The organism is Aeromonas sp. 95A (genome assembly GCF_051919235.1).
Classification (GTDB): domain Bacteria; phylum Pseudomonadota; class Gammaproteobacteria; order Enterobacterales; family Aeromonadaceae; genus Aeromonas; species Aeromonas veronii.
In genome coordinates, this window is the sequence record NZ_JBQBFC010000001.1 from 3,657,435 (window position 1) to 3,676,317 (window position 18,883).

The following is an 18,883-nucleotide window of genomic DNA, read 5'->3' on the forward strand; positions in this document are numbered from 1 at the left end:
CTTCACCACACCTCAAAAAAGCCTTCACCACGTCTCAATAATCGAGACTGATATCCCCTTGCGCGGTGCAGGAGCAGGCCAGAGCAACGCCGCTCTCCAGATCCTGCGCACTCAAGGTCATCACGCTCTGGCGCTCGATATCCCCCTCTGTGGTGCAGCGACAGCTGCCACAGACACCGGCTCGGCATGCGGCCATCATGGTTTCGCCCGCCGTTTCCAGCGCCGCCAGCAGGGTCTGACCCGGCAGGATTTTCACCTTTTTGCCGCTCTTTTTCAGGGTCAGCCAGAAGTGGTCGCTGGTGGTCTTGGTGGGCTCTGCGGGAGGAAGACCAAAGGGCTCCTGATGCAGCTGCGCCGGTGGCAATCCGAGCTCCGCCAGGATGCTACTGACCGCCGCCATATAGGGTACCGGGCCGCAGAGATAGACATGGCGCTCGTGCAGGTCAGGGGCCAGTTCGGCCAGCATGGCGGAGGTGAGCCTGCCAACCCAGGGGTGATCTGAAGGGGCCTGTTCCAGAATCAGGGCATGCCGTACACCAGGATGGGCTTCAGCCAGCGCAGTCAGCTCGTCTGCGAAGATCACATCCTCGGGGGTTCTGGCGCTGTGAATAAAGCGGATGTTTGCATCCGGCCGTTTGGCGAGCTCGTCCCGCAGCATGGCCCACATGGGGGTGATGCCGGAGCCGGCACTGAGCAGCAGCGGCCGCTCGCAGGGCAGCGCGGTCAGGTTGAACTCGCCGAACGGGCCATCGGCCCGGATCTTGTCTCCCACCTGCAAGGTCTGGTGCAAATGGTGGGAGACCAGCCCGACATCCTTGATGGTGACCTGCCAGCACGCATCTTGCGGGCTGGAGGAGAGGGTATAGGCGCGGCACACAGGCTTGCCGTCAATCTCGGTATGCAAGGTCACGCACTGGCCTGCCAGTACGGGAGGGAGGCTGCCAGAAAGCGGCGCCAGCTGCCAGCTCACGACGTCGTGGGTGTTCTGTTGGCGGCCAATGCAGGTGAGCGTGAGAGAGGTCATCACAAGGCTCCTTATGTTTGAAACGGGTTGAAAAACGTCTGATGAAAAAGCCGGATCCAGAAAAAAGGCGAGCCGGGCGGCTCGCCAAACGCTTACAACATGAGGTATCGATCAGGCCGCCAGGATCTCGGCCAAGTCAGCTTCGACCGTGGTGGTCCCTTTCAGGCCAAACTGCTCCTCCAGCACCTTGAGCAGGGCCGGGGTGAGGAACGCAGGGGCGGTCGGGCCGGTACGAATGTCTTTCACCCCGAGCGCCAGCAGGGTGAGCAGGATGACGATGGCTTTTTGCTCGAACCAGGAGAGTACCAGGGTCAGCGGCAGATCGTTGACGCCGCACTCGAACGCTTCTGAGAGCGCTAACGCCAGCTGGATGGCGGAGTAAGCATCGTTGCACTGACCCACGTCCAGCAGGCGCGGAATGCCGCCGATGTCGCCAAAGTCGAGCTTGTTGAACTTATACTTGCCGCAGCCCAGGGTCAGCAGCAGGCTGTCTTGCGGGGCGGCTTTGGCAAATTCGGTGAAGTAGGCGCGCTCGGCCTTATCGCCGTCACAGCCACCCACCAGGAAGAAGTGGCTGATCTCACCCGCTTTCACCTTCTCAATCACCGCAGGGGCGGCTTGCATCAGGGCGTTGCGGGCAAAGCCGATGGTGATGAAGTGCTCGAGCTCGGTGTGCTTGAAGCCTTCCAGTGCTTGCGCCTTGGCAATCACGGCGGAGAAATCATCCCCCTCCAAATGAGTGACGCCCGGCCAGCCGACGATGGAGCGGGTGAAGATGCGATCCGAGTAGTTGCCCACATTCGGGTCGATGATGCAGTTGGAGGTCATCACCACGGCGCCCGGGAAGTTGGCAAACTCCTTCTGCTGGTTCTGCCAGGCGGAGCCGTAGTTGCCCACCAGATGGGGGTACTGCTTGAAGAAGGGATAGGCCAGCGCGGGCAGCATCTCGCCGTGGGTGTAGACATGGATGCCGGTCCCCTTGGTCTGCTCCAGAATGAGCTTGAGATCCATCATGTCGTGGCCGGAGACCAGAATGCACTTGCCCGGGATCGGGGTGACGCGTACCTGGGTCGGTTCCGGATGGCCGAAGGCGCTGGTTTCACCCAGATCCAGCATCTCCATGACTTTGAAGTTGAGCAGGCCGATCTCCATGGCGCAGTTGAACAGCGGCTCCAGCTCACTCGGGTCTGTGCTGAGCCAGCTCATGATGCGGTGGAATTCGGCGGCCACCTCGTCACTCTGCTGATCCAGCACCCGGGCGTGCTCCATGTAGGCGGCGGCGCCCTTGAGGCCGTAGAGGCAGAGCAGGCGCAGCCCCATGATGTCCTCGTTCACCTCGCTCTTGCCCCGATTGGGGGCAGCTGGCGCGGCATGGGCAAGTTGTTCCAGCAGCTCTGCACCGGGCTCGAAGTGAGCGGACTGTGGCAAGTCGTTGACCTGCACCGCCAGCTTGGCGGCCAGTTGCTGGCGATAAGCCAGGGCCTGATTGACGTAAGCCACGATGCGATTCGAGTCGAAGTTGACGTTGGTCAGGGTGGCGAAGAAGGCCTTGGGCACGAAGGTATCGATCTCGCGGTCGATGATGCCCTGCTCGCGGGCAGCCAGCGCCCAGGCGCTGAGCCCCTGCAGGGTATAGATCAGGACATCTTGCAGATCCGAGGTTTCCGCCGTCTTGCCGCACATACCTTGTGCGTAAGCACAGCCGTTGCCTGCCGGGGTACGAATTGTCTGTTCACATTGCACACAAAACATCATGCCTCTCCCAATTGGACATTTCAGTTGTTTGTTTTGTGGCGATTCTATTCCCCTCGCGAAAAACTTAATAGACATTCAATTTGCCAATTAAGATTCCCTTGATGCAGATCAAAAACAAAAAAAGCCGCCCAGACAGGGCGGCAAGCGGGTGGATAAAAGGAGAGACAACTCAGGTTTGCAACAGAACATAACAATCAAACGGGTTGGGGCAAGGCCTGGTCAGATGCCCCGGCCCGGCACTTCCTCAAGCCAGCATACGTACGCTGTAGCCGGCTTGGCTGACTATCAGGCCAGATAAGCGCGCAGCATCCAGACCAGCTTTTCCTGCTGCTGCACATAGTCGGAGAGGATGGCGGCAGTGCCCTCATCACCGGCTTCGGCGGCCTGGCCCAGAATGCGGCGCTGGGCGACCAGCAGTTCGCGGAAGCTCTCCAGCAGGGATTCGACACAGGCGCGGCCATCGTGCAGCCCCTTTTGCTCAGAGATGGCAGAGACTTTCAGGTAGTCGCTGAAGCTGTGCATCGGCACCCCGTCCAGCGTCAGGATCCGCTCGGCCAGCGCATCGACTTTCAACAACAGGTCGTTGTAAATCTCTTCAAATTTCAGGTGCAGTTCGAAGAACTGGTTGCCACGGATATTCCAGTGGAAGCCGCGCACGTTCATATAGAGGATCTGGTAGCTGGCCAGCAATTTGTTCAACTCGGCTGCCAGGGCTTGTGATTGAGCAGTATCAAGACCAATCGGGCTTTTCATCATTCACCTCCAGATTTGGAAATCGGTTTTAAATTCTCTTTCGGAACGCAGTCAGAGTAACGCCTTGCAAAATGCAGGGACAATTGCTTGTGCCTAACTGTTTGATAGTTAATGGCTATCAAACAGTACGCAGCAACGGGGGCAATGGATGAGTATTAGGGGAAGTATTTTTCCAGCAGCGCCATCAGGATGGCCTGACACTCGCGGTCCGGTTTGCTATCGACCTTGCTTGCGCGAAAGTGGAGCTGAAAGGCGCCCATGACGGCGCGGCTCTGCTCATCCCACTGGCCGCTCCGGGGCAGGCCGTAGCCATAGCGGGCCAGCTGCTGCTGCCACATGGCCGCATCCCAATCGGGCAAGGGGCTGGCCAGTAAGTCGGCCACCCGACCTTCATCTGGCCAGGCGCCGACCCCGTACGTCAGATAGAGCTGGCGCCAGGGGAAGTGAGGGCCGGGATCCTGCTTGCGCTCGGGGGCGACATCGCTGTGGCCCAGCACCTGGGTCGGTGGAATCTGGTAGCGGGCGACCAGCTCCCGGCTGAGTGCGCCGACGGCAGCAATCTGCTGCGGGGTATAGGGTTGCCAGCGCCGGGCATGGGGTGCCAGCGACTCATCTTCCGCTGGATAGCCGAGGTTGACGATCTCGATGCCAAGGGAGCTGGCATTGAGCCCGGCATATTGGTGCCAACGGCTGCGTCCCGCATGCCAGGCGCGCGCGCTGTCCGGCACCAGCTGATAGACCGGTAGCGGTGTTTCGTGGCTGTCGCGGGGGATCAGGTAGTGGGCGCTCACCTTGTGCTCCGGCTCGGTCAGCAGGCGCAGGGAGTTGGCATCATCTTCGTCGGTGTAGTGGAGGATCAGAAAGGCGATCCGCTCGTTCTGGTTGGCGCTCTGATAGCGGGTCGAGAGCCGGTACTCGGACGGGGTACAGGCGCTCAGCAGTAGAACCAGTGGTAGAAAGAAGAGGGGAAGAAGACAGCGCCAGCGCCATCCCCCTGCTGCAGCCAGGTTGCTGAGCGTGGGAGGAGTGAGTCGCTGGCACATGTCGAAGGCTCTGTCTGGTCAGTCGCGCGGCTGGTTAGCCGCGGTATTTGGCCGTGAGGCCGATCAGGAAGTTGCGCAGGATCTGATCCCCGCAATCCTGATAGTGCTTGTGATCCTTGGAGCGGAACAGGGCACTGAGCTCGGACTTGGAGAGGTTGAAGTCGGCGAGTTTGAGGGTGCCGAGCATATCCTCTTCCTTGAAGTTGAGACCGATGCGCAGCTTGCGCAGGATCATGTTGTTGTTGATCCGGTTCGGGATCACCTGGGCCGGTGCATCTTCCCGCACGCCGCGGCGGGCGATGATGAAACCGTCGAGGAACTGGCTCAGGGCCGAGTCGGGACAGGCGACATAGCCTGCCTCTTGCTCTTCACCTTCCGCCGCCTCTTTCATCAACCAGCTGTGCAGCTGGGCGTGAGTGACCGTCAGGTTGCCCTTGGCAAACATCTCGACCATCTGGTCGTTGCTGATGGTGAGGGCGTAGCGCAGACGGCGCAGAATATCGTTGTTGGTCATGCTGACTCCTGTGTAAACGGCGCAACTTTACCATCTGGCGGCCCTCGCGTCAGAAAAAGCGGGGGCCGATACAGTTCAGGTCAAGCTCATCAAGCTTTGCCGAGATAGCGGGGCGCCTCCTGGCGCACCAGTTCCAGCGCATCTTGCAGCTCCAGCAGCTCGGGTTCCAGCTCGCTGACCGGCACGCCGTCACGCAGCTGTTGCTCCAGCTGGGAGAGCAGCCGTTGCAGTCCCGGCACCCCGGAATAGGCACAGCCGCCGTTGAGGCGATGGAGCTGGGCTAGCACCTCGCTATCTTCAATTTCGCCCGCCAGCGCGCTATCCAGCACAGGTTCCACTTCGTCGAAACTGGCCAGCAGCATGGTCAGCATCTCTCTGGCGAGATGCTCTTTCCCCGCCGCTTGCCGCACCGCCAGTGCCCAGTCGATCTGTTGGGCACCATTATTCTGGTGGCGGCGATGGGCAAAGTCGGTGATGAGCTGGGCCAGCATGCTCTCGTCGATGGGCTTGGCCAGATAGTCGTCCATCCCCTGCCGGATCAGCCGCTCCCGTTCGCCGGGAATGGCGTGGGCGGTCACCGCCACGATCGGGGTGGTGGTGTTGAGGGACTGGTTGCGGATCGCCTGGGTGGCGCTGATGCCATCCATGATCGGCATCTGGATATCCATGAAGATGATGTCGAACGGCTGGCTCTGGGCCTGCTTGACCGCCTCCTTGCCGTTTTTGCACACCACCACCTGACTCACCATCTCCTTGAGCATGGCGGCGATCAGCTTGAGGTTGGCGGCGTTATCGTCCACCGCCAGCACCTTGATTGGCTGCAACTGGCGCGGCGCAGGCTGGGCGGGCAGCTTCTGGCGGCTCGATTCCGGCGAGAGCAGGGCGTGCAGCAGCTTGCGGTGGTTGACCGGTTTGGAGAGACAGTGCTGGGCGCCATGGGCCAGCATAGCTTCATAGAGCGCTGGCTCGTGGCTGCTGAGCAGCACTATGGTGTTCTGCTGCTGGCCGTTCAGTCTGTCGAGACGGCCGATCACCTGCTGCGGCGTATGCAGGGTGCTGCTGCCGATGATCACCATCTCCTGCTCGCTCATCTCGGGCCAGGGAGCATCGCTGGTCAGTGGGTGCACGTCGAGGTGCCACTCCGCCAGCAGGGCGAGCAGAGAGGCTTGCGCGAAGGGATCCGGTTCCAGCAGCCAGAGCCGTTTGCCACGGATCCGATCCAACGGCAGTTGATCGGTCTGGGGCAGGGGGGAGACCTCCACATCCAGACTGAACGAGAAGATTGAGCCCTTGCCGAGCTCCGATTCGAAGCGGATCTGGCCGCCCATCTGCTGCACCAGCTTCTGGGTGATGACGAGGCCCAGGCCCGTGCCGCCATAACGGCGGGAGATGGAGGAGTCGGCCTGATTGAAGGCCTGGAACAGCTGATGTTGCTGCTCTTGGGAGATACCGATGCCGGTATCGCGGATCTGGACGTTGAGCCTCACCTTGTGGTTGCCACTGCCGGTCTGCTCGATATGGACATCCACGTTGCCCTGCTCGGTGAACTTGATGGCGTTGCCGGTGAGGTTGGTCAGCACCTGTTGCAGACGCATGGGGTCGCCGGTGAGGTAGTCCGGCACATCGGCATCCACCCTCAGGGAGAGCTCCAGCTGCTTGTCGTGGGCGCTGGGGCCGAGCAGGTGCATGGTCTCGTTGAGGGTGTCGCGCAGGCTGAACGGGATATGCTCCAGCTGCAGCTTGCCCGCTTCCAGCTTCGAGAAGTCGAGGATGTCGTTGATGATGCCAAGCAGGTTGCGCGCCGACTTCTCGATAGTCTGCATGTAGTCGGTCTGGCTCGGGGTCAGGCTGGTTTTCAGCAGCTGGCGGGTAAAACCGATGACCCCGTTGAGCGGAGTGCGCAGCTCGTGGGACATGTTGGCCAGAAACTCCGACTTGACCCGCGCCGCCTCCTGCGCCCGCTTCTTGGCCATGTCGAGTTCTACGTTCTGGATCTCGATCTGTTCCAGCGTTTCGCGCAGGTCAGAGGTGGCCTGATCGATATTCTGCTGCATCTCTTCGTGATATTCGGAGAGCGCCTTGGCCATGGCGTTGATGCCGTTTTTCAGCATATCCAGCTCGCCGGTGAGCTGGCCGCTGACCCGGGTATCGAGCCGCCCCTCCCTGATCTTGTGCACCGCCTGCACCATGTTGGTGATGGGCTGGGTCACGCTCTTGACCAGCCGGAAGCCAAACAGGGTACTGAAGGCGACCCCGATGAGCACCATGATCACCGCAAAGAAGGTGTCTCGGTACTGCAGCAGCATGGCCCGATCGGTCGCCATCTGCATCGAGATGTAGCCAATCATCGGCGGCTCTACATCGCTGGGCAGCGGGAAGCCATCGAGGCTGGTTTCGGCCTGGATCGGAGTGCGCAAAATGATGTCGTCCCCCTGAAACGTCACGCTGGTCAGATCCGGAATAGGCTCGCCATCGGGCAGCCTGAGTCGGGTGAAATCCCGGTGGTAGTTCGAGGTGACGAACAGCTGGTTGTCCTGGGTGAAAACCGCGATGGACTTGATGAAGGGGGAGTTCTTGCGATGGGTCAGGCCAATCAGCCGCTTGAGGGATTCGCGACTGTGCTGGGTCATCCCGTATTCACTGGCGATCGCCAGCGGTTCGATGATGTTGATCCCCTGATCAATGAGGTTGTTTTCCAGCTGCTGGTAGCGGTGGAAGGTGAAGTAACCGGCCATCAGGCCACCGATGATCAGGGTCGGCAGGATGGTGAAGGCGAGAACGCGTGCTCTCAGGCCATATTTGGTCATACGAACAGGCCACCAGTGAACAGGGTTGGCGATAGGGTTGATGGCAATACACGGGCTCTGTGGCCGTATTTGGTCATACTATTATTCTTGTGGGACAATACCCGGCAGCAGATTCCACAATCATGACATAGCCACCTATAGGCACCAAGTTTTATGGCCCAGTTTTTCAAGCCCCAAAAGAAGTCCACCCAGCTCCAACGCATTGAATTTACGATAGACACCCTCGATCACCACTGCGTCGGTATCGGTCGCCATCAGGGCAAGGCGATCTTCGTCGAAGGGGCACTGCCCGGCGAGACCGTCAAGGCACGCATCACCGAAGAGAAAAAGCAGTATGGTCACGCCGCCTTGCAGCAGGTGGTGACCCCGGCGGCCAATCGTATCGCCCCCTTCTGCAGCCACTATCGCGAGTGCGGCGGTTGCAGTGCCCAGCACATGTTGGTTGCCGATCAGCAAGCCGCCAAGGCGGCCGGACTGGTCAGCCTGTTCGAGCGGTTGGGCAACATCAAGGCGCCGGCGCTGGAGCCGGTACTGACCGGTGAAGATCGCGCTTACCGCCGGGTCTGTCGTCTGGCCATCAAATTTGACAAGAACGGTCGCTGCACCCGGGTCGGTTTCCGCCGTCGCAACAGCAACGATCTGGTGGAGATCGACAGTTGCCCTGTACTGGCCGAGCCGCTCTCTGCGCTGATTGCCCCGCTGCGTGAGTGCCTCAATCGCTTGAAGAGCCAGCGTGAGCTGGGCCATGCCGAGCTTATCCAGGCGGAGCAGGGGATCATGATGCTGCTGCGCCACATCGGCCGCCCCAATGAGGCGGATCGCGCCCTGCTGGTGGAGTTTGCCAAAGCGCAGGGAATAGACCTCTATCTGCAGGCGGCCGATGATCGCATCGAAGCGCTGCAGCAACATTTTTCCCCATCCTATTCGCTGGATGGCCTGTCTCTTGCATTTGCTCCCGGTGATTTCATTCAGGTCAACGGCCCCATCAACCAGAGCATGGTTGAGCAGGCGCTGACATGGCTCGGGGCGAGCAAGGATGACAAGGTGCTCGATCTCTTCTGCGGCATCGGCAACTTCACCCTGCCGCTGGCCCGTCAGGCTCGCGAAGTAGTGGGTGTCGAAGGTGAACTGGCCATGGTGCAGCGGGCCGAAGAGAACGCCCGTCGCAACGGCATCACCAATGCCCGTTTCTACAAAGCCGACCTGAGCGATGACATTGTCGGCATGTCCTGGGCGCGGGAAGGGTTTGATCTGGTGCTGCTGGATCCGGCTCGCCCCGGCGCGCTGGAAGTGATGGGACACGTCGTGAAACTTTCACCCAAGCGGGTGGTCTACGTCTCCTGTAACCCGGTCACCCTGGCGCGGGACAGTCAGGTGCTGGTGAAAGGGGGTTATCGTCTGGTGCGCCTCGGCATGCTCGACATGTTCCCTCACACCGGTCATCTGGAGTCCATGGCGCTGTTTGAACGGGAGTAAATGACTCATCAGTTCGGCGATGCGGATATGTAATCTGGCATGTCTGCGTCTGTTTGAGCTGATGTGATTGGGGTAATCTAGACCCTCGTCGTTCGGCAGGGCCTGTTGGCGCGCTCTATTGTCTTTCTGGACAATATGCCTTGAAAAGTGCGCTGGATATCCCCATTTGAGGCAATCTCATGAGGGGAGAAAGTGACAGCTTTCGGCCCGATAATTTAAAGGATTGATACCATGGTTGCGGTTCGCGATATTCATTTGAAAGACAACTTCACCCTGGAAGAGTGGGTCAGCTCGCTCTCCTTGAGTGACAGTGAAAAGGATCAGCTGCGAACCGTCTACCAGTATTGTCTGACGCTCGGTGACGAGGCGCTGACGAGCAAGCTGCTGGTGCGTGGTATCGAAATGGTGGGCATCCTGCAGATGCTCAGCATGGATATCGGCACCCTCAAAGCGGCCATCATCTACCCCTTCGTCGAAGCCGGTCTCATCAGCCAGGAGCGGATGGACGAGGACTTCGGTTCCAAGATCGCCAAGCTGGTGGAAGGGGTGCTGGAGATGGAGGCAATCCGATCCCTGCAAACCCTCCATCGCAGCGAAACCTCGCCGGAGCAGGTCGACAACGTGCGTCGCATGTTGCTCGCCATGGTCGAGGATGTGCGCGCCGTGGTGATCAAGCTGGCGGAGCGGATCGCCTGCCTGCGGGAAGCGAAGACGGCAGATGAAGAGACCCGGGTGCTGATGGCCCAGGAGATCACCAACATCTATGCGCCGCTCGCCAACCGTCTGGGCATCGGCCAGCTCAAGTGGGAGCTGGAAGATCTTGCCTTCCGTTACCTGCACCCGGATACCTACAAGCAGATCGCCAAGCAGCTCGACGAGAAGCGGCTCGACCGCGAGCGCTACATCCGCGAGTTTGTGCAATCCCTGCGTAATGGGTTGAAAGAGGCGGGAGTTGACGCCGAGGTGTACGGTCGGCCGAAACATATCTACAGCATCTGGCGCAAGATGCAGAAGAAGCACCTCGAATTCAACGAGTTGTTCGACGTGCGCGCGGTGCGGGTAGTGACCAAGCGGCTGCAGGATTGCTATGCGGCGCTCGGTATCGTGCATACCCAGTTCCACCACATTCCCCGCGAGTTTGACGACTATGTCGCCAACCCCAAACCCAACGGCTATCAGTCGATCCACACCGTAGTGGTGGGGCCGGAGGGCAAGACCGTCGAGATCCAGATCCGTACCGACCAGATGCATCAGGATGCCGAGCTCGGCGTTGCGGCGCACTGGCGCTACAAGGAAGGGGCACAGGCTGGCGGCAAGGCCAACACCTTCGAAGACAAGATCGAGTGGCTGCGCAAGCTGCTCGCCTGGCAGGAAGATCTCTCCGAGAGCGGCTCCCTGCTCGAAGATCTGCGCAGTCAGGTGTTCGAGGACCGGGTCTATGTCTTCACCCCGAAAGGGGATGTCATCGACCTGCCGGCGGGCGCTACCCCGCTCGATTTTGCCTATCACGTCCACAGCATGATCGGCCACCGCTGCATCGGCGCCAAGATTGACGGCCGCATCGTGCCGTTTACCTATGCGCTGCAGACCGGCGATCAGGTGGAGGTGATCACCCAGAAAGAGCCGAACCCGAGCCGCGACTGGATGAACCCCAACGCCGGCTTCCTGCGCTCCAGCCGGGCGAGGGCCAAGGTGGCGACCTGGTTCAGAAAACTGGATCGGGACAAGAATATCGTGGCCGGTCGCGAGCTGTTCGAGAAGGAGCTGGATCGCCACAACCTCAGCATGTCCAAGATCGACAAGGGCAACATGCTGCGGCGTTTCAATCTGGAGAGCACTGACGATCTGCTGGCTGGTATCGGCAGCGGCGATATCCGCATCAACCAGGTGCTCAACTATCTCGACACCTGCTACAACAAGCCGACGGCGGAAGAGGAAGATCGCCGCCTGCTGGAGAAGCTGGAGCAGAAGGCCAATGCGCCGATGCGCCACAAGCCCAAAGATCACATAGTGGTGGAAGGGGTCGGCAACTTGATGACCCATATTGCCCGCTGCTGCCAGCCCATTCCAGGGGACTCCATTCAGGGCTTTATCACCATGGGCCGTGGCGTTTCGATCCACCGGGAAGATTGCGAGCAGCTCAAGGAGTTGTCACGTCGCAATCCGGAGCGGCTTATCGATGCGGTGTGGGGGGAGAACTACTCCGGCGGCTACGGCCTCACCATCCGGATCATCTCCAACGATCGCTCCGGCTTGCTGCGCGATATCACCACAGTGCTGGCCAACGAGAAGATCAATGTGATGGGGGTGCGCTCACGCTCCAACGTGCGCGAGCAGACAGCTGAGATTGACATGGAGCTGGAGATTTACAACATCAACGCCTTCAACCGGGCGTTGGCCAAGCTCAGTCAGCTTAACGACGTGATCAGCGCCAAGCGGCTTTGATATCGAACCGACCGGCCCCAGTGGCCGGTCTGTATTTACGACCCTTTTTGAACGAATTGAAAGCGAATATCCCATGTCCCAACGTTACGATCTGCCCCAACTACTCGACATCATGGCTCGTTTGCGTGACCCGCAAAACGGCTGCCCCTGGGATCTGAAACAGGACTTCCAGACCATAGTGCCGCACACCCTGGAAGAGGCCTACGAAGTGGCCGATGCCATCGAGACCAAAGATTGGCAGGGGCTGAAAGGGGAGCTGGGGGATTTGCTGTTTCAGGTGGTGTTTTACGCCCAGCTGGGTAAAGAGCGGGGCTTGTTCGACTTCGCCGATATCGTCGATACGGTGAGCGAGAAGCTAATTCGCCGTCATCCCCACGTTTTTTCCGATGCAGACCTTGGCGACGAGAAAGCGGTAAAAGCGAACTGGGAAGCGGAAAAGGCCAAAGAGCGGGCGGCCCTCGACAAAGAGAGCGTGCTGGACGACATCCCGCTCTCGCTGCCTGCCCTGACTCGCGCCGCCAAAATTCAGAAACGCTGCGCCACCGTCGGTTTTGACTGGAAGACGCTGGGGCCTGTGGTGGACAAGATCCACGAAGAGATCGACGAGGTGATGGAAGAGGCGCTGATGGCCGATGTGGACGAGGCGCGGGTGAGCGACGAGCTCGGCGACCTGCTGTTTGCCACCGTCAATCTGGTGCGTCATCTGGGCAAGGATCCGGAGCAGGTACTGCGAGGCGCCAACGCCAAGTTCGAACGTCGTTTTCGTCAGGTTGAGCAGATAATCGCCGCAGAAGGCTTGAAAATGACCGATTGCACCCTCGAAAAGCTCGATGCCGCCTGGGATAAGGCGAAGGAAACCGAGCAAAGTTGATTTGGCGCAAGATGGGGGGGCGGTGAGCCTGATAGATTTTTGCTCATTGTTTGGGAGAGGGGTTTTTGGTATACTGTTTCCCCGTCCTGCTTCATCCCCGAAGCACCCCTTAAAATTCCCTAAACTTCTTTCAGGTTCAGCATGACGACCAAATATATTTTTGTTACTGGTGGCGTTGTTTCATCCCTCGGCAAAGGCATTGCCGCAGCTTCTCTGGCAGCCATTCTGGAAGCCCGTGGTCTGGATGTGACCATCATGAAACTGGACCCGTACATCAACGTGGATCCGGGCACCATGAGCCCGACCCAGCATGGTGAAGTGTTCGTAACCGAGGACGGGGCCGAAACCGATCTGGATTTGGGCCACTACGAGCGTTTCATCCGCACCAAGATGACCCGTCGCAACAACTTTACCACCGGCCGTATCTACGCCGACGTACTGCGTAAAGAGCGTCGTGGTGACTATCTGGGCGCCACCATTCAGGTTATCCCGCACATCACCAACGCCATCAAAGAGCGGGTGATTGCCGGTGCCGAAGGCCATCAGGTTGCCATCGTCGAAGTAGGCGGTACCGTAGGTGACATCGAGTCCCTGCCGTTCCTCGAAGCCATTCGTCAGCTGGCTGCCGAAGTGGGCCGCAACAACGCCATGTTCATGCACCTGACGCTGGTTCCTTACTTGGCTGCTGCCGGTGAAGTGAAGACCAAGCCGACCCAGCACTCCGTTAAAGAGCTGCTCTCCATCGGTATCCAGCCGGATGTGCTGATCTGCCGCTCCGACCGTGCCATTCCGGCCAACGAGCGCGCCAAGATCGCCCTGTTCTGCAACGTGCCCGAGCGCGCCGTCATCTCCATGAAAGACGTCGACTCCATCTACAAGATCCCGGCACTGCTGAAATCCCAGAATCTGGACTCCTACTTCACCGAGCGTTTCGGTCTGGAGTGCAAAGAAGCTGATTTGTCCGAGTGGGAACAGGTTATTTACGAAGAGGCCAACCCGACCGGTGAAGTGACCATCGGTATGGTCGGCAAGTACGTCTCCCTGCCGGACGCTTACAAGTCCGTCAACGAGGCGCTCAAGCACGGTGGTCTCAAGACCCGTCACTCCGTCAACATCAAGTACATCGACTCTCAGGATATCGAGACCCGTGGCGCCGAGCTGCTGGAAGGTCTGGACGCGATCCTGGTGCCGGGTGGCTTCGGTGAGCGCGGTGTGGAAGGCAAAATTCTGGCTGCCCAGTATGCCCGCGAGAACAAGATCCCCTACCTGGGTATCTGCCTCGGCATGCAGGTTGCCATGATCGAATTCGCTCGCAACGTGGCGGGCATGGAAGGGGCTCACTCCTCCGAGTTCAAGAAAGATTGCGCGTATCCGGTCGTCGGCCTCATCACCGAGTGGGTGGATGAAGAGGGCAACGTCGAGACCCGTACCGAGAAGTCCGATTTGGGCGGTACCATGCGTCTGGGTTCCCAGCTCTGCCACCTGGTCGAAGATTCCAAGGTGCGTCAGATGTACGGCAGCCCGACCATTTACGAGCGTCACCGTCACCGTTACGAAGTCAACAACAAGCTGCTGCCGCAGATTGAAGCGGCAGGTCTGAAAGTGACCGGTCTCTCCGCCGACAAGAAGTTGGTGGAAATCATCGAGATCCCGGATCACCCCTGGTTCGTGGCTGCGCAGTTCCACCCGGAGTTCACCTCTACTCCTCGTGATGGCCACGCTCTGTTCGCCGGTTTTGTGAAGGCGGCAGGCGAGTATCAGAAGCGTAATTTGAAGTAATTGAAAATAAATGCGGTTGGGGCACTGTGCCACAGCCGCTTTTTTTGGCATATTTTTGTTGTTTTTTTACGAAACCTGAGGAAATACACATGTCCAAGATCGTTAAAGTGATCGGTCGTGAAATCATCGACTCCCGTGGTAACCCGACCGTTGAGGCCGAAGTTCACCTGGAAGGTGGTTTTGTTGGTATGGCAGCCGCTCCGTCTGGCGCGTCCACCGGTTCCCGCGAAGCGCTGGAACTGCGTGACGGCGACAAGAGCCGTTTCCTGGGTAAAGGCGTGCTGAAAGCCATCGAAGCCGTAAACGGCCCGATCGCTCAAGCTCTGCTGGGTAAAGATGCCAAGGACCAGGCCACCGTTGACCAGATCATGATCGACCTCGACGGTACCGAGAACAAATCCAAGTTCGGCGCCAACGCCATCCTGGCTGTTTCCCTGGCTAACGCCAAAGCTGCCGCTGCTGCCAAAGGCATGCCGCTGTACGCCCACATCGCCGAGCTGAACGGCACCCCGGGTGTTTACTCCATGCCGCTGCCGATGATGAACATCATCAACGGTGGTGAGCACGCCGACAACAACGTCGACATCCAGGAGTTCATGATCCAGCCGGTTGGCGCCAAGACCCTGAAAGAAGCCGTTCGCATGGGCGCAGAAGTGTTCCACAACCTGGCCAAAGTGCTGAAGTCCAAGGGCTACAACACTGCAGTTGGTGACGAAGGTGGTTTCGCTCCGAACCTGAAATCCAACGCCGAAGCGCTGGAAGTTATCGCTGAAGCCGTTGCCGCTGCCGGTTACAAACTGGGCACCGACATCACCCTGGCTATGGACTGCGCTGCTTCCGAGTTCTACGACGCAGAGAAGAAAGAGTACAACCTGAAAGGCGAAGGTCGTGTCTTCACCTCCAACGGTTTCTCCGACTTCCTGGCTGACCTGACCACCAAGTTCCCGATCGTCTCCATCGAAGATGGCCTGGACGAATCTGACTGGGAAGGTTTCGCCTATCAGACTGCTGAACTGGGCAAGAAAATCCAGATCGTGGGTGACGACCTGTTCGTAACCAACACCAAGATCCTGAAGCGCGGTATCGACAACGGCATCGCCAACTCCATCCTGATCAAGTTCAACCAGATCGGTTCCCTGACCGAAACTCTGGCTGCCATCAAGATGGCCAAAGACGCTGGCTACACTGCCGTCATCTCCCACCGTTCCGGTGAGACCGAAGACGCGACCATCGCCGACCTGGCTGTTGGTACCGCTGCTGGCCAGATCAAGACCGGTTCCATGAGCCGTTCTGACCGTGTTGCCAAGTACAACCAGCTGATCCGTATCGAAGAAGCTCTGGGTGCCAAAGCTCCTTTCCGCGGTCTGAAAGAAGTTAAAAACCAGGCTTAATTTGCTGGTTTGCCAGCCTCGGCTGGAATGAAAATAACCGGAACCCTTGGGTTCCGGTTTTTTTATGCCTGCTGTTCAAGCCAGCGTTGCAGATGCTGCACAAACAGTGCGGGCTGCTCGATGGGGTAGAGGTGCCCTACGTGCGGCACCTGCAAGCGATCGCAGGCGGGAATGGCGTTGCCAATAGCCTCACAGACCAGCGCAAACAGCGCTCTGGTATCTGCGCCCTGCACGATGCAGGTGGGCATGTTGAGCATGGCAAGACGCCCGGGTGACCAATCTGGCCGCTCGCTTTGGTTCAACTGTTTGGGCAGGCTATCGGCTTCTGCCAACTGCGCCTGCTGCCACTTGAGCGGTTGTGCAGCAAAATAGCCTGCATGACCACCCGAACCATCGATCAGGGTCGCCACGGCCTCTTGCAACAAGCCTTCCCCAACCTGGCCAAACACGGGGCCAAACATGGCTCCGGCATCGGCCATAAAGGCAGCGATCCCCTGTTCATCGAGGGCTCCAGGGCAACCCGGTTCCACCAGATAGAGGCTTATGAATTGCTCCGGAGCCATCAGGGCAGCGGTCAGGGCAACATCCGCCCCGTATGACCAGCCCGCCAGATGCACTGGCCCGCACGGCAATTGTTCCAGCAGGGCAAGCAGATCACTGGCGTGGGTCTCCAGACCAAATGGCCCGTTTTTGCCCGCCTCGCCAAAGTGGCGCAGGGTGGGAGCATAGACGGTGTAGTGACGTGAGAGCTGCTCGATATGTTCGAGCCAGAGTGTATGGTTGGCTAGCGCGCCATGGATCAGCAACAGCGGCTCGCCCGAACCGGCCTGCAGGCAGGGCAGCGGGCTGTCATTGACGATAAAGGTGTGAGTCTGTGATTGCATATCAACGCCTCCCCGGCGTGTCATAAGAGCAGAGGAGTATATGACAAGCGTCCTGTGGCCGGTAAGAGGCCTCTTTCAGGCTGGCGCTAGCCACTATAAGAAAAAAACTGGGGCATTATCGGAAAACCCATAAATTCAGCTTATAGTGGCACCGGTGCACCTTGGGTTGCATCAGGGGGGGCTGATACAAGCCCCACAAGGAGATCTTCCGCTCCTTGCTTATTTCGTGGCGGGGTTATACGCGATTGTCCGAATACGCTGCGCTATTCGAACCTACGAGCTATTCGAATCTACAGGCGACGTGCCTCAAATGATTTCGCTGGTGTATTGCTGTAGTCGTTGTTTGGCGTCCTGATATACAACTGAGTTAGCCAGCAGATAGGCACAGAAGTTTGATAGTTTCGCTCTTGGTTGCGTCAATTCTTCAATCGTGCGTAGCGCATCGCTTATTTTTCCTGCTCGCTTCTGCTTGTTTTTTGGACTGCGTGCTAGGTCAAATTCTTCAAGAGCCTCACGAATGTCAGCCTCAAAAATACGAAAGTTAACTAATATATCGCCACGTGCCGAAAAAAGTCGCTTATCTGATAGTCCACACACTTCGATGGTTTTTTCAGCAATACTATAGTTCTTTCCAATTTTTGGCTCAATCATTATATCTGTATACGTAAAACAATCATGGGGGTCGAGATCGTAAGGGTTTATTATTGGTTGTAGTTGTGTATCATGGTTGAGCTTTTTGTTATTGCAGGCCTTGCAACTGTAAAGAAGATTAGTCCATTCAAAGGATTTATTTGTATATATGGATTTCGGATGGAAATGTTCAACTTCAGCAAAGCCAGTTTCGGCAGGAATGCCCTCGCAGAAAGCGCATTTATGAAATGAACTTGTTTTCAGTGCGTTGCGTATATCATCATGACGATAATGCTTTAATGCTGCATCTTTTTCATTGTTAGGTATATGTTTGTACCCTTTGTACTTATTTACCAATTCCATAATACCCTGCGTCCATTCTTTACGGTTATCACATAAAATCTGTGGCTCAGGTGGCCTGGTTAATTTAATCATTTGTTTTAGCTTCCATGCCTGCTATACGTGTTTTTAGAATGATCAAAACAACATCATCCGGATGGCAGATGGATTCAAGATTGGCATAGCTTTTTTTGAGAGCTTCAAGGTTATTTTCTTTAATATGTTCATAGCAAGATTTCACCAGTGCTTCATAATCTTTGTTATCAAGACTTCTTACACCCATGAGTTCGGTCAGAATTAAGTCAGTGCTCCAACCTGAATACGCTTTATCTGAAGGGCGGAATTCATATTTTTCATTTGAATATGATGGTGGAAGCATGATGATTTCATTCTCTTTAGCCGATGCCAAGAGATGTGGCGAATGAGTTGTTACAATGAATTGTATATTAGGAAATATTGTCGCAATTCCCTGTCTTACTGTAAGTTGCCATTCTGGGTGGAGGTGATTATCCAGTTCATCGATGAGTACGGTTCCTGATGCTGTTTTTACATCTCTTTTTCCTTCCGGCAAGCATGCTTCAATCCATTCAAATATAGCAATTATGATATACAAAATGGCTTGAAACCCAGAAGATAGTTCTTCCAGAAAACATTTTTTTTCATAAATTGAAAATACAGGTTCGAGATCCCGCCCAGTCTCAATATACTGGAAAGCACTGTTGAATGGCCCAATCACAGGCAATGAATTTATTAAATGATCCCAGTTTGACTTTTCTTCTTTTGCCCAAGGTTTATCTATTACAAAATATCGATTGATAAGCCATTGTTTTACATCTCGTGAGGAATTGTTATAAAGGGAGTTGAGCGCATTACGGCAATATATATTTATGCTTTCTTGGCTGTCTTTCTCTCTGGTAACGCCATCTATGGCTTTATAGCCAATTTTTCGCTGTGCACCGATAACCAATGGCGGGAGTTTATATGAATTTTTAACATCACTTACATGGAATGACTGACGCTTATCTTCAGAGGGTGGGGTAACATAAGTGTTTATCTGGTCATTTCTGTATTTTTTTGCTCGCAAGAAACCCGAGCCTAAGCCGAATCTAAATTTTTCACCATCCTCATCGACATCTATCCAATACTCACTGTCATCTTGGTGCCTAGAATAT

The 18,883-nt window shown here is 57.1% G+C and carries 14 protein-coding genes; 5 read left to right on the forward strand and 9 right to left on the reverse strand.

What is annotated here, in order from left to right; all coding sequences use genetic code 11:
* Positions 1–34 precede the first annotated feature (34 nt).
* The 6 genes from ACTG2U_RS16780 to barA form a co-directional block, all read right to left on the reverse strand.
* On the reverse strand, positions 35–1,024 hold the full coding sequence (locus ACTG2U_RS16780) for an FAD-binding oxidoreductase (RefSeq protein ID WP_439974799.1): 990 nt from the start codon (positions 1,022–1,024) through the stop codon (positions 35–37).
* Positions 1,025–1,135: 111 nt separating this feature from the next.
* Positions 1,136–2,776, reverse strand: a complete 1,641-nt coding sequence (hcp, locus tag ACTG2U_RS16785) for a hydroxylamine reductase (protein WP_439975131.1) — start codon at positions 2,774–2,776, stop codon at positions 1,136–1,138.
* A gap of 288 nt (positions 2,777–3,064) precedes the next feature.
* The gene (locus ACTG2U_RS16790) at positions 3,065–3,532 is read right to left on the reverse strand and encodes a Dps family protein (protein ID WP_439974800.1); all 468 of its coding nucleotides are present in this window, start codon (positions 3,530–3,532) and stop codon (positions 3,065–3,067) included.
* Between the two features lie 155 nt (positions 3,533–3,687).
* Positions 3,688–4,575: an N-acetylmuramoyl-L-alanine amidase gene (locus ACTG2U_RS16795; RefSeq protein WP_439974801.1), complete on the reverse strand. Its 888-nt coding sequence runs from the start codon at positions 4,573–4,575 to the stop codon at positions 3,688–3,690.
* A gap of 34 nt (positions 4,576–4,609) precedes the next feature.
* A complete protein-coding gene (locus ACTG2U_RS16800) occupies positions 4,610–5,089 on the reverse strand; it encodes a DUF1456 family protein (protein WP_005335594.1) in 480 nt (159 codons plus the stop codon).
* An 89-nt stretch (positions 5,090–5,178) separates the two neighbouring features.
* The gene (gene barA / locus ACTG2U_RS16805; protein ID WP_368158604.1) at positions 5,179–7,896 is read right to left on the reverse strand and encodes a two-component sensor histidine kinase BarA; all 2,718 of its coding nucleotides are present in this window, start codon (positions 7,894–7,896) and stop codon (positions 5,179–5,181) included.
* A 153-nt stretch (positions 7,897–8,049) separates the two neighbouring features.
* On the opposite strand from barA, the gene rlmD reads away from it, so the two are divergent.
* The 5 genes from rlmD (at position 8,050) to eno (ending at position 15,858) form a co-directional block, all read left to right on the forward strand.
* Positions 8,050–9,372, forward strand: a complete 1,323-nt coding sequence (gene rlmD / locus ACTG2U_RS16810; protein WP_439974802.1) for a 23S rRNA (uracil(1939)-C(5))-methyltransferase RlmD — start codon at positions 8,050–8,052, stop codon at positions 9,370–9,372.
* A gap of 231 nt (positions 9,373–9,603) precedes the next feature.
* Positions 9,604–11,817: a GTP diphosphokinase gene (gene relA, locus ACTG2U_RS16815; RefSeq protein WP_005335588.1), complete on the forward strand. Its 2,214-nt coding sequence runs from the start codon at positions 9,604–9,606 to the stop codon at positions 11,815–11,817.
* A gap of 73 nt (positions 11,818–11,890) precedes the next feature.
* Positions 11,891–12,688, forward strand: coding sequence for a nucleoside triphosphate pyrophosphohydrolase (gene mazG / locus ACTG2U_RS16820; RefSeq protein WP_429214892.1), 798 nt, complete (start codon positions 11,891–11,893; stop codon positions 12,686–12,688).
* 141 nt (positions 12,689–12,829) lie between these two features.
* Positions 12,830–14,467 (forward strand): glutamine hydrolyzing CTP synthase, encoded by a 1,638-nt coding sequence (pyrG, locus tag ACTG2U_RS16825; RefSeq protein WP_005335584.1) that lies wholly within the window; start codon positions 12,830–12,832, stop codon positions 14,465–14,467.
* A gap of 89 nt (positions 14,468–14,556) precedes the next feature.
* Positions 14,557–15,858, forward strand: coding sequence for a phosphopyruvate hydratase (eno, locus tag ACTG2U_RS16830; RefSeq protein WP_005335583.1), 1,302 nt, complete (start codon positions 14,557–14,559; stop codon positions 15,856–15,858).
* Positions 15,859–15,920: 62 nt separating this feature from the next.
* On the opposite strand, the gene ACTG2U_RS16835 is transcribed toward eno, so the two are convergent.
* From ACTG2U_RS16835 to ACTG2U_RS16845, 3 genes are all read right to left on the reverse strand, one after another.
* Positions 15,921–16,742 carry an alpha/beta fold hydrolase gene (locus ACTG2U_RS16835; protein ID WP_439974803.1) on the reverse strand — a complete coding sequence of 274 codons (822 nt, stop codon included), beginning with the start codon at positions 16,740–16,742 and terminating at the stop codon, positions 15,921–15,923.
* A 306-nt stretch (positions 16,743–17,048) separates the two neighbouring features.
* A complete protein-coding gene (locus ACTG2U_RS16840) occupies positions 17,049–17,807 on the reverse strand; it encodes a retron system putative HNH endonuclease (RefSeq protein WP_323969399.1) in 759 nt (252 codons plus the stop codon).
* Complete coding sequence (locus tag ACTG2U_RS16845) at positions 17,800–18,795, reverse strand: AAA family ATPase (RefSeq protein WP_439974804.1); 996 nt, start codon at positions 18,793–18,795, stop codon at positions 17,800–17,802. The genes ACTG2U_RS16840 and ACTG2U_RS16845 overlap by 8 nt, the downstream gene beginning before the upstream one ends.
* Positions 18,796–18,883: the final 88 nt, after the last annotated feature.

Excerpts from the sequence above, each read along its gene's own strand:
- ACTG2U_RS16780 (WP_439974799.1), bottom strand. The coding sequence starts at position 1,024 with ATGACCTCTCTCACGCTCACCTGCATTGGCCGCCAACAGAACACCCAC.
- hcp (WP_439975131.1), bottom strand. The coding sequence starts at position 2,776 with ATGTTTTGTGTGCAATGTGAACAGACAATTCGTACCCCGGCAGGCAAC.
- ACTG2U_RS16790 (WP_439974800.1), bottom strand. The coding sequence starts at position 3,532 with ATGAAAAGCCCGATTGGTCTTGATACTGCTCAATCACAAGCCCTGGCA.
- ACTG2U_RS16795 (WP_439974801.1), bottom strand. The coding sequence starts at position 4,575 with ATGTGCCAGCGACTCACTCCTCCCACGCTCAGCAACCTGGCTGCAGCA.
- ACTG2U_RS16800 (WP_005335594.1), bottom strand. The coding sequence starts at position 5,089 with ATGACCAACAACGATATTCTGCGCCGTCTGCGCTACGCCCTCACCATC.
- barA (WP_368158604.1), bottom strand. The coding sequence starts at position 7,896 with ATGACCAAATATGGCCTGAGAGCACGCGTTCTCGCCTTCACCATCCTG.
- rlmD (WP_439974802.1), top strand. The coding sequence starts at position 8,050 with ATGGCCCAGTTTTTCAAGCCCCAAAAGAAGTCCACCCAGCTCCAACGC.
- relA (WP_005335588.1), top strand. The coding sequence starts at position 9,604 with ATGGTTGCGGTTCGCGATATTCATTTGAAAGACAACTTCACCCTGGAA.
- mazG (WP_429214892.1), top strand. The coding sequence starts at position 11,891 with ATGTCCCAACGTTACGATCTGCCCCAACTACTCGACATCATGGCTCGT.
- pyrG (WP_005335584.1), top strand. The coding sequence starts at position 12,830 with ATGACGACCAAATATATTTTTGTTACTGGTGGCGTTGTTTCATCCCTC.
- eno (WP_005335583.1), top strand. The coding sequence starts at position 14,557 with ATGTCCAAGATCGTTAAAGTGATCGGTCGTGAAATCATCGACTCCCGT.
- ACTG2U_RS16835 (WP_439974803.1), bottom strand. The coding sequence starts at position 16,742 with ATGCAATCACAGACTCACACCTTTATCGTCAATGACAGCCCGCTGCCC.
- ACTG2U_RS16840 (WP_323969399.1), bottom strand. The coding sequence starts at position 17,807 with ATGATTAAATTAACCAGGCCACCTGAGCCACAGATTTTATGTGATAAC.